Raw genomic sequence first — 10,036 nt, 5'->3', positions numbered from 1 at the left:
GCCCCGACACCTGGACAACGACCATCATCTGCACTGGTCACGCTTCCGACGCCGCAGCCAAGCCCGCGCCCGCAGATGCCACTACCAACGCCGAGGCCACCACCCCCACATGCGGTTGCAGTACTAATGGGCGGATCCGCCGTACTCGGCGTGCTGGGTATGAACCGCGTGCTCTCGCTCTTCCGCACATGTGGGCGCCGGGAATGCTGTGCGCCGTATGCGAGCAGCGGCCTCGGCTACGATCTTCTCGAACTCGCTCCTGGTCATGACACACAGCCCTTCTGGGGGTGCCGGTGCAGCGGCCGACCGGTTGCTCCGGCGTGAGGACCCGGACCCGGGATCAAGATCCGGTACTCGGTGCGGCCCTCCCACTAGTCATTCGTTGCCGGCCGAAGACTGGATTGGTGGCCGGACGTGCCGCTGGTGGCCAGCTTGCGCGGGCTCAGGTTGAGGTTGTGGGGGCGTTGCCCGCAGGCGGGGCCGGCGCGGGCTTAGATTCAACGGATCAACGCAACGGTGCTGGTTGAGGACGGTATGTATGGCGAAGATGGGTCGGCCGGGGATGTCGGACGAGATGAAGGTTGACTTGTGGCGGCGGTGGAAGACCGGGGAGTCGATCAGTGTCATCTCGCGGCAGATCGGCAAGCCGCCCGGCTCGGTGTTCACCGTCCTCAAGCATCACGGAGGGATCGCTCCCTCACTCCGCAAGGCGCGCGCGGGCAGTCTGACCGTGGGTGCGGGAGGAGGTCTCGCGCGGGCTCTGTGCCGGCGAGTCCTACCGGACTTTGGCCGGCCGCCTGGGGCGTGCGGTGTCGACGATCAGCCGCGAGGTCAACAAAAACGGCGGACGCGACGTCTACCGGGCGATTGCCGCGCAGGAACGGTCGCTCGCTCATGCGAAGCGTCCGAAGCACTGCCTGCTTGCTCGTGAACCCGCTTTGCGGCAGCAGGTGTTGGTCTTGCTGAAGGAGGAGTGGTCGCCTGAACAGATCGTCGGACACCTCCGTCTACATCACGGGACCGACCCGCGCATGCAGATCAGTCACGAGACGATCTATCGGTCGATCTATACCACCCGCTGGAAGGTGGTTCCCCGCGAATTGTGCAAGCGCCTTCGAACTGGCCGCCCGATCCGGAAGAACAAGCGCCACACGGTGAAAGGCCAGTGGCGTTCGCAGATCATCGATGCCCGACCGATCGAGGAGCGGCCCCAAGAGGCGGAGCACCGCAGCGATTTCGGGCATCTGGAAGGCGATCTGGTGATCGGCTCGAACAACAGCCAGGTCGCCACTTTGGTCGACAGGAAGTCGCGTTTCCTCACCGTCGTGAAACTCGCCAGCCGTCACACCGCCGTAGTCGTTCCCGCCCTCGCCAAAACCTACGCCCGCATGGACTCCCGACTACACGCCACCCTGACCTGGGATCGCGGCATGGAACTGGCAGCGCACAAGCAGATCACCGCCGCTACGGGTGTTGACGTGTTCTTCGCAACCCCGCGCAGCCCCTGGCAACGTAGCACCAACGAGAACACGAACAAACTGCTCCGGCAGTACCTGCCCAGGGGGACGAACCTGTCGACGTTCAGCCAGGACGATCTTGACGCCATCGCGACGAAGCTCAACAACCGTCCGCGCAAGTGCCTGGGATTCCGCACACCTGCAGAGAGTGTTGCCTTGACCCGTTGAATCTAAGGCGGCTTCTTTCAGGAAGCTCACTTCCATCTCGAGTTCACGATTGCGCCGTTCGAGCTCCTTCAAGCGAGCCCGCCCAGGCACGGTCAACTCCGTGTCAGGGGTCGGCTCCAGCTGCTTTTCGTGCTTCTTCACCCAGCCGCGGAGGGTCTCCGGGTTCAGGTCAAGGTCTCGGGCAACCTCGGAGATCGTCTTACTCGACCGCAACGCAAACTGGACAGCTTCATCACGGAACTCCGGTGAGTACTTACTTAATGGCGCCACTTCTCCCTCGCTTCCTTGCTACACAGATCCTATTGGACCCATGTCCGGAAACCTCGGGGCTCCTCAGGCGGCCGTGGCCGGCTGGGTGAAGGAGGTGTAGCCGCACCTGGAACCACCGCAGCGGCGCTCGGAACCTGGCTCGTCTTCGAGGACGAGGCCGGGTTCTCGATGACGCCGCCGACTTCCCGCACCTGGGGCCGCCGTGGATCGACCCCGGTCATCCGGGTCCGGGGCCGTTCCCAGCGCCGCTTTTTTATAGCGGCCCTTGCTGCTACAAGCCCGGCGAACGATCCCGTCTGATCTACCGGCCCAGACGGCATACGGATCACAAGAGTGGCGGTCGCAAGAGCTTCGCCTGGACCGAGTACCGCGACCTCCTCATCGCCGCGCACCAGCAGCTCGACGGTCCGATCGTCCTCATCTGGGACAACTTGAACGTCCACAAGGACCGCCGGATGCGGGCCTTCATCGACGCGCACGACTGGATCACCGGCTACCACCTGCCCCCCTACGCGCCTGATCTCAACCCCGTCGAGAGCATTTGGTCGGTTCTCCGCCGGGCCAGCCAGGCGAACACGGCTTTCACCGACCCGGACCACCTCATCCGCAGACTCCGACATGGCCTCCGTCAGATCCAATACCGGAGCGACATCATCGACGGATGCCTCGCCGCGACCGGCCTCACACTCACGACACCACGTCTACAACCTCAGTAACCAGATGGCTGACCCTACTGGCGGCCCGCGCCGCTGATCTTAAGCGGTTCGCCGGACGCCTGGCAGCCGCACCCGCCCTCGCCCTCGCCAGCGGTCTTGGGCGCGCAGGAGCAGGAACCATGGCGCTGGCCGAGCCACCAGGTGCCGGCGGCGAGCACCGCCAGCACGATGGCGAGGGCGGGCAGCCAGCCCACCACCGGCCCCGCGCCGGCCCCGACGACGCCCGCCGTGATCAGGACGGGCAGTGCGCAGCACGCCACGCAGGCCAGCGCGGCCAATCCGCCCAGGGCCTTCGGCGTCTTGTGGGGGCGGGGGTCAGCAGCATGGTCCGGCATGGCGGTTCTCCTCGGCGAGGTGGGTGAAAGGGATGGGGCAGCAGGCACTTGCGGCGCAGACAGTCAGGTCGTTGCAGCCCGCCTCGACGGCCGCGGTCAGGGCGGTGCGGATGGTGGTCAGGTCGGCGATCTTCGCGTCGACCTCGGCGAGCTTGGCCGCGGCGCGCTCCTGGAGTCCTGCCACGGGGCGGCCGTGCCGGTGGCGGCCGGCCTCCAGGAGTTCGGCGACCTCCTCCAGCGTGAACCCGAGGCGCTGGGCGGCCTTGATCACCCGCAGTGCGGTCACCGCGTCCTCGTTGTAAAGGCGGTGGCCGCCGTTGCTGCGGTTCGGCTCGGCCAGCAGGCCGCGCCGCTCGTAGTAGCGCAGGGTCTGGATGTTCACCCCGGCCGCCTCGGCGACCTGGCCACTGCGCAGGCCCGCGCTCACTCCTGCACCCGGTCGGCCGTCCGCGCGGAAAGGGCGTCCAGGACCGTCTCGTGCGCCGGGTCCACGGCGATGTGCAGGCCGATCAGGTCCTCACCGGGGGTGGTGGTGAAGGTGAAGAACGAGCAGCAGCCGCTCTCGCGCGCCACCAGATCCCGGTCCCGCTCCTCAATGCCCGGCCCGTTAGCCAGGTCAAGGCGCAGTCGCAGCGGCTCGGGCCTCGAAGAGGAGGTCAGCCGCTCGGAGAACAGCGCGTCCCACTCCGCGACCCGCAGGGGTCGCTCTTCGGTGGGCAGCGTGCAGGACTGCGGCACCCAAGCCAGATCGCTCATCGCACTCACTCCCGTCGTCACGTCCCCAGAGCGGGGACACCTCCGACGGTAAACCTGTACCTCGGTACCGGTTGCAAGTGTGGGGGCGGGGACGGCCCGGTCAGCGCCGTGCGTTCCCGGGGGCCAGCAGGCTGGGCGTCCGCACCTGTCGCCCCGGCCGGGCGCAGGGCGGTCAGCGCCTGCGCGTTGAGGTCGACCCGATCGATGAGCGCGAGACGTGACACGTCGTCCTGCAGAGCGGCGCGCACCGCGGATCCTCTCCGCCCGGCAGCACCGGTGACCGCTACTGTTCCCAGGCACTTTCCTCTGACGGCCACTCTGCCGCGCCTCCGGCTTCGGCCGCGAACGTCAGGGGGAAGTGCGGTGCGCCTTGCCGTTGCCGGGGTTGCTTCCCATAATCACGCGGCCGGTCGCGCCGTCGGTGCGCACCGCATATCGAGGAGGCTCCATGCGCAAGAGAACACTCGGTCCACTGCTCGTCCTCGTCCTGCTCGTGCCCACCGTCTCGGCTTCGGGCCAGACCCTGTCACCCACGCCGGGGCCGGTGATCACCGCGCGAGCGGCCGAGCAAGCGGACGAGCGACACCCTGCCGACCGGCGCAAGGTGATCCTGGACGCCGACATGGGTGAGCTGAACGATGACGCGGTCACCATGTTCATGCTCGCCAAGCATCCCTCGGTGGACCTGCTGGGCGTGACGGTGGTCAGCGGCAACACCTGGGTCGAGGAAGGCACAGCGGACGCGCTGCGCCAGCTCGAACTGATCGGACGCCGCGATGTCCCGGTCGTCGCAGGCGCGGGCGAGCCGCTCATGCCCGGCCGCAAGGTGCGGCTGGCCGCCGAGAACGCCCTGTACGGCAAGGCCCCTTGGGCCGGGGCGTTCGACAGCCCCCGTCCTCCCGCGTACGACCGGCTCCCCCGCCCGCCCTACGGCGGCTATCCCAGCACGCACCCCAGCACCTCGGCCGCCGCGGACTTCATCGTGAACCAGGTGAAGCGCTATCCGCGCCAGGTCACGTTCTTGGAGGTGGGCCCGGCGACCAATCTCGCGCTGGCGGTACGCACGCACCCGGAGATCGTGCCGCTCGTCAAGGAAGTCATCTACATGGGCGGAGCTTTCGACAAGCCGGGAAACATCACGCCCGCGGCCGAGTTCAACTGGTGGTTCGACCCCGAGTCGGCGCGCATCGCACTGCGGACACCCTTCCCGAAGCAGACGATCGTGCCCGATGACGTCTGCGTGAAGGTGCGCTACACCAAGGCCCAGTATGACGCGATCACCGCGGGAGCGCCGACTCCCGTCAAGACGATGTTCAAGGACCTTCAGGGGCCGATGTTCGCGGCAGACCCGCGGCGCAGCACCTTCCTGTGGGACGCGCTGACGGCCGCGGTCTTCCTCGACCCCCAGGTCGTCAAGACATCGCAGAGTCGCTATGTCGATGTGGATGCGTCCTTCGGTCCGGACTACGGGCGGGCGCTGGGGTACGGGCTGGACGAGTTCTCCGCGCCCGCGAACCCGGTGGGCACCCAGCGGGCGACGCTCATCCTGGACCTGGACATGCGGCGAGTCTGGGACCTCTACATCGGTCTGCTGCGACGGCCCTGACGGCCGTCCGGAGCGATCTGCCGTCATCCAAGGTGATTCGGTGCGATCCGGTGCGTCCGGCCTCTTGCGGTTGCGTGCGTTGCTTCTCATAATCTCGTAACCCCGCCGCAACACGAGTTGCCAATTCGTGTTGCGGCATCCGGACCCTCCCATTCCATGACCGTTCCAGGAGCCGCACCATGGCAACACGGCAGGACGTGGCCCAGCTCGCGGGCACCTCCCCCTCGGTCGTCAGCTACGTACTCAACAACGGGCCCCGCTCGGTCGCTCCGGCGACCAGGGAACGGGTACTGGCGGCGGTGCAGCAGCTCGGATACCGGCCGAACGCCGTAGCCAGGTCGCTGCGCATGAGCCACACCATGACGCTCGGTCTGGTCGTTCCCGACGCCGCGAACCCCTTCTTCGCGGAGCTGGCCCGCGCTCTGGAGGACCACGCCTGGGCAGCCGGATACACGCTCCTGGTCGGCAACAGCGTGGACGATCCACAGCGCGAGGCGGGGTACATCAGGACCTTCGTCGACCGGCAGGTGGACGGGCTCGTCCTCATCCCCTCGCACGGTGACCAGCCCTGGCGGGCCGAGTTGGCCCGTTCCGGAGTGCCCAGTCTGGTCTTCGACCGTGAACTCGACGGTGTGGAGACCTCGTACGTACTGGTCGACAACGTGCGCGGCGCCCAGGAGGCGACCGACCACCTGCTGGCCCACGGGCGGCGCCGGGTCGGCTGCATCGCCGGGCCGCTCGGCATCCATCCCACCGTCGACCGTGTGGCGGGCTGGCGCAGCGCCCTGGAGCAGGCCGGGCTCAAGGCCGGGTCCGGTTCCGGCGGCCGCACCGGCTGGGAGGCCTGCCCGGACGCCGCGCCACTGCTGCACGGTTCCTTCGGTCGGCTGGACGGCTACCGGTCGGGTCGCGCTCTGCTCTCACGCGACCGTTCCGTCGACGCCCTGTTCGTCACCTCCGACGAACAGGCCGCCGGAGTGCTACGGGCCGCGACCGAACTGGGGCTGTCGGTCCCCGATGACGTGGCCGTGGTCTCGTTCGACGGGATAGCAGCCGGCGCCTACACCTGCCCGGCGCTGTCCACCATGCGTCAGCCCTTCGAAGCCCTCGGACGCACCGCCGTCCAGCGGCTGCTCGACCGGATGAAGGACCCGGACCTGGCGCTCAGCCGGGATGTCCTGCCCGTGACCCTGCTGGCCCGCGGCTCCTGCGGTTGCCCCGATCCGGCAGGCGGAGAACACAGCGATGAAAGCGGCGGAGCACAGCGATGAATGAACGACTGATCGTAGTCGGCAGCCTCAACATGGACCTGTCGGTCACCGTCCCCCGTCTCCCCCGGCCGGGGGAGACGGTCTCCGGCGCCGATGTGGTGCGCGGCCCCGGCGGCAAGGGCGGCAACCAGGCGGTGGCCGCGGCCCGGCTCGGCGCGGCGGTCCTGATGGTCGGACTGCTGGGCGACGACGCCCACGGTTCGGAGCTCCGGGCCGCCCTGGTTGCCGAGGGCATCGACGACCGGGCGGTGGCCTCGGTCCCGGACACGTCCTCCGGGCTGGCACTGATTGTGGTCCAGCACGACGGGGAGAACACCGTCACCCTGTCCCCCGGCGCCAACCGGCGCCTCGACGAGGCCACCTTGTGCACGCTCACCGGCGGCAAGGCCGCCCAACGCTCTGACACCGTGCTGCTCCAGCTCGAAGTGCCGTTGCCCTCCGTATTGGCCGCGGCCCGCGCGGCTCGCACCGCCGGAGCGCTGACCGTACTCAACGCCGCTCCGCTGCCCGAGCCCAGCCCGCTGCTCTCCCACCTGCTGCGGGAGACCGATGTCCTTGTCGTCAACGAGACGGAGGCAGTCGGCCTGCTCGGCCCCCCCTGCGCCGCTGCCGGAACGGTCCCGGACGAGGAGTGGACGGCACGCGCGCAGAAGCTCCGGCTGCTGGGGCCCGCAACCGTCGTGATCACCCTCGGCGCGGCCGGCGCGGTCGCCGCCGACGCGGCAGGTCTCCACACGGAACCGGGCTTCAAGGTCGACGCGGTCGACACCGTCGGCGCGGGCGACGCCTTCTGCGCGCAACTCGCCATCGCACTGGGCCTCGGCCGCCCGCTGCCCGGGGCCGTGCGTCTGGCCTGCGCAGCGGGCTCCCTGGCGGCCACCCGGCACGGCGCCCAGCAGTCGCTCCCTTCCCGGGCCGAGGTCGACGCGCTGGTGGTGGACGCCGATCCAGATACCGGTATCGGTGCGGGTACAGATACGGAGGCGCGCCATGCGTCCTGACGGGCTGTGGCACCCCCGGCTGTTGCATCTGATCACCTCGCTCGGCCACGGCGACCTCCTCGTGGTCGCCGACCCCGGACTTCCCGTCCGGCCGGGAACCGAGACCGTGGACCTGGTGTGGCAGCGCGGCGATCCGCCGTTCCTCCCGGTGCTGGCCGCTGTGCTCCATGAGCTTGTGGTCGAGCACGCCAGCGTCGCCCAAGAGGCTCGGGACCCAGCCCTCCTGGATGGTCTCGACCGCCAGTTCGCCGGCATCAGCGTCGACCGGGTACCGCACGACCGGCTGAAGGAACTCACCCTCGGTGCCCGCGTGGTCGTCAGGACAGGCGAGGCCACCCCCTACGCCAACGCGGTACTCCGCGCCGGCGTCCCGTTCTGACCCCGACGCCCGACTCGACGCCAAAGCGCGACGTCAGAGGGCGACAACAGGCCCTGACCCTGTTCCGTTCCCGCAGATCCTGCGGCGGGCCACCCCGCCGCACCCTCGGCACACCCTCAGCGCACCTCCAATGGAAGGCAGTCCACGATGATCCGCAAGCCTGTTGTCCTGTCCGCCACCGCCGCACTCCTGCTCGCGACGGCTCTCACCAGCTGCGGCCAGGAGGGCGACGGAGCCACGAGCGACGGCACTTCGAAGGGCGGAAAGCCCACCGTCTGCCTGGTAATGAAGTCGCTCGGCAACGAGTACTTCCAGACCATGGAGAAGGGGGCGCAGGACCACGCGAGACAGCGCGGCGACCTGACCCTCACCGCCAGCGGCATCCAGAACGAGACCGACATCGACGGCCAAGTCGCCGCGATCAACCGGTGCATCACCGACAAGGCCGCCGCCCTCGTGCTGGCTCCCGCCGACTCCCAGGCACTCGTCGCCCCGCTCAAGCGCGCCGTGAAGGCCGGCATCAAGGTCGTGAACATCGACGTCAAGCTCGACGACGCCGCGCTGAAGGCCGCCGGTCTCGACGTCCCGTTCGTCGGACCCGACAACACCGAGGGCGCACGGCTGTCGGGGGCGGTGCTCGCCAAGGCGCTCGGCAAAGACGGCAAGGTCGTCATCCTGGAGGGCAACCCCGGCGCCGCCAACGCCCAGCAGCGCAAAGCCGGTTTCGTCGCCGCGGCCGCCGCCGGCGGTCTGCGGGTGCTCGACTCCAAGACCGCGCACTGGGAGACCGACGAGGCCTACACCGTCGTGAGCAACATGCTGACCGCACACCCGGACCTTCAGGGGATCCTCGCCTCGAACGACTCGATGGCGCTCGGCGCGGTCAAGGCCGTGGCCGCAGCGGGCAAGAAGAACCAGATCAAGGTCGCCTCGTTCGACAACATCGAGGCCATCCGGCCGTACGTCAAGGACGGCAGCGTCGTCGCGACCGTCGACCAGTTCGCCGCGAAGCAGGCCGGTGACGGCATCGACCAGGCCATGAAGCTCATCGCCGGCGACAAGGTCCAGGGCTGGGTGAAGACCGACGTCAAGGTCATCACCGCGTCCGACCTCGGCTGACCAGGACCGGAAGGCGGAACCCCATGCCGGAAGGCAGAACCTCATGACCGCACGACTCCCGAGCCCCCCGGCCCCTGTGCTGGAGGCGACCGGGATCCGCAAGCAGTTCCCCGGCGTACTGGCCCTCGACGACGTGCGGCTCGAACTGCTCCCCGGCGAGGTGCACGCCCTGCTGGGCGAGAACGGCGCGGGCAAGTCGACCCTGGTCCGGATTCTCGCCGGCATCCAGCAGCCGGATGCCGGCGGCATGACGCTGGGCGGGAAGCCCTACCAGCCCGCCGACCCGGCGGCGGCCATGCAGGCCGGCGTCCAGGTCGTGCACCAAGAACTCAACCTGCTGCCCAACCTGACCGTGGCCGAGAACCTGTTCTTCCAGAACCTCCCGCGTCGCCACGGGCTGGTCAACCGCAAGGAACTGCACCGCAGGGCCGAGGAGCTGCTCGCCGAGGTCGGGCTCGAGGTCCGGCCGCAGACGAAGGTGGAGCGGCTAGGCATCGCCCAGATGCAGTTGCTGGAGATTGCCAGGACCCTGTGGCAGGACTGCCGGGTCCTGGTGATGGACGAGCCCACCGCGACCCTCACCCCGCGGGAGACCTCTCGCCTGTTCACCCTGCTGCGGGCGATCACCGCGCGCGGCACCGCCGTCCTCTACATCTCCCACCACTTGGAGGAGGTCTTCGAGCTCGGGGACCGAATGACGGTCTTCCGCAACGGCCGCCATGTGGCCACCCAGGAACTGGCCGGGACGAGCACCGCCGACGTCATCCAACTCATGGTCGGCCGCGACATGGAGCACGAGTACCCGCCGCACGTGCCACGCGAGCCGGGTCCTGAACTGCTACGGGCCGACGCGCTGCACCCACGCGGCGGCGAGCCGGTCTCATTCGCCCTGCATGCC

At 68.8% G+C, this 10,036-nt stretch carries 10 protein-coding genes and 3 pseudogenes; 9 read left to right on the top strand and 4 right to left on the bottom strand.

What is annotated here, in order from left to right; genetic code table 11:
• Positions 1-734: 734 nt before the first annotated feature.
• A pseudogene (locus tag O3W51_RS49185) lies at positions 735-794 on the top strand (hypothetical protein); the annotation flags it as partial.
• A gap of 15 nt (positions 795-809) precedes the next feature.
• Positions 810-1,685, top strand: coding sequence for an IS30 family transposase (locus tag O3W51_RS45830; RefSeq protein ID WP_269289879.1), 876 nt, complete (start codon positions 810-812; stop codon positions 1,683-1,685).
• A gap of 87 nt (positions 1,686-1,772) precedes the next feature.
• On the opposite strand, the pseudogene O3W51_RS49180 reads toward O3W51_RS45830, so the two are convergent.
• Positions 1,773-1,955 (bottom strand): annotated as a pseudogene (locus tag O3W51_RS49180) (transposase); the annotation flags it as partial.
• 15 nt (positions 1,956-1,970) lie between these two features.
• On the opposite strand from O3W51_RS49180, the pseudogene O3W51_RS45825 reads away from it, so the two are divergent.
• A pseudogene (locus O3W51_RS45825) lies at positions 1,971-2,671 on the top strand (IS630 family transposase); the annotation flags it as partial.
• Positions 2,672-2,685: 14 nt separating this feature from the next.
• On the opposite strand, the gene O3W51_RS45820 reads toward O3W51_RS45825, so the two are convergent.
• The 3 genes from O3W51_RS45820 to O3W51_RS45810 are packed head-to-tail and all read right to left on the bottom strand — an operon-like array spanning position 2,686 to position 3,762.
• Positions 2,686-3,006 carry a hypothetical protein gene (locus O3W51_RS45820; RefSeq protein WP_198357580.1) on the bottom strand — a complete coding sequence of 107 codons (321 nt, stop codon included), beginning with the start codon at positions 3,004-3,006 and terminating at the stop codon, positions 2,686-2,688.
• A complete protein-coding gene (locus O3W51_RS45815; protein ID WP_198357579.1) occupies positions 2,987-3,433 on the bottom strand; it encodes a MerR family transcriptional regulator in 447 nt (148 codons plus the stop codon). The genes O3W51_RS45820 and O3W51_RS45815 overlap by 20 nt, the downstream gene beginning before the upstream one ends.
• Positions 3,430-3,762 carry a hypothetical protein gene (locus O3W51_RS45810; RefSeq protein ID WP_198357578.1) on the bottom strand — a complete coding sequence of 111 codons (333 nt, stop codon included), beginning with the start codon at positions 3,760-3,762 and terminating at the stop codon, positions 3,430-3,432. The genes O3W51_RS45815 and O3W51_RS45810 overlap by 4 nt, the downstream gene beginning before the upstream one ends.
• Before the next feature lie 448 nt (positions 3,763-4,210).
• Here O3W51_RS45810 and O3W51_RS45805 point away from each other — a divergent pair, with 448 nt between their 5' ends.
• The 6 genes from O3W51_RS45805 to O3W51_RS45780 all read left to right on the top strand — a co-directional run.
• Complete coding sequence (locus O3W51_RS45805) at positions 4,211-5,368, top strand: nucleoside hydrolase (protein ID WP_269289876.1); 1,158 nt, start codon at positions 4,211-4,213, stop codon at positions 5,366-5,368.
• A 179-nt stretch (positions 5,369-5,547) separates the two neighbouring features.
• A complete protein-coding gene (locus tag O3W51_RS45800; RefSeq protein ID WP_138354437.1) occupies positions 5,548-6,639 on the top strand; it encodes a LacI family DNA-binding transcriptional regulator in 1,092 nt (363 codons plus the stop codon).
• Positions 6,636-7,640 carry a ribokinase gene (locus O3W51_RS45795; protein WP_138354436.1) on the top strand — a complete coding sequence of 335 codons (1,005 nt, stop codon included), beginning with the start codon at positions 6,636-6,638 and terminating at the stop codon, positions 7,638-7,640. Before O3W51_RS45800 ends, O3W51_RS45795 begins: the two co-directional genes overlap by 4 nt.
• A complete protein-coding gene (rbsD, locus tag O3W51_RS45790) occupies positions 7,630-8,019 on the top strand; it encodes a D-ribose pyranase (RefSeq protein ID WP_138354435.1) in 390 nt (129 codons plus the stop codon). The genes O3W51_RS45795 and rbsD overlap by 11 nt, the downstream gene beginning before the upstream one ends.
• A 147-nt stretch (positions 8,020-8,166) precedes the next feature.
• A complete protein-coding gene (locus O3W51_RS45785; protein ID WP_138354434.1) occupies positions 8,167-9,138 on the top strand; it encodes a sugar ABC transporter substrate-binding protein in 972 nt (323 codons plus the stop codon).
• Between the two features lie 43 nt (positions 9,139-9,181).
• Positions 9,182-10,036: ATP-binding cassette domain-containing protein (locus O3W51_RS45780; RefSeq protein WP_269289872.1), on the top strand; the 855-nt coding region annotated here is incomplete at its 3' end.

Origin of the sequence: Streptomyces sp. H39-C1 (assembly GCF_027158125.1) — a bacterium.
GTDB classification, from domain to species: Bacteria; Actinomycetota; Actinomycetes; order Streptomycetales; family Streptomycetaceae; genus Actinacidiphila; species Actinacidiphila fildesensis.
The sequence above is the reverse complement of the archived record's forward strand: the minus strand, read 5'-3'. Positions and strand labels throughout refer to the sequence as shown.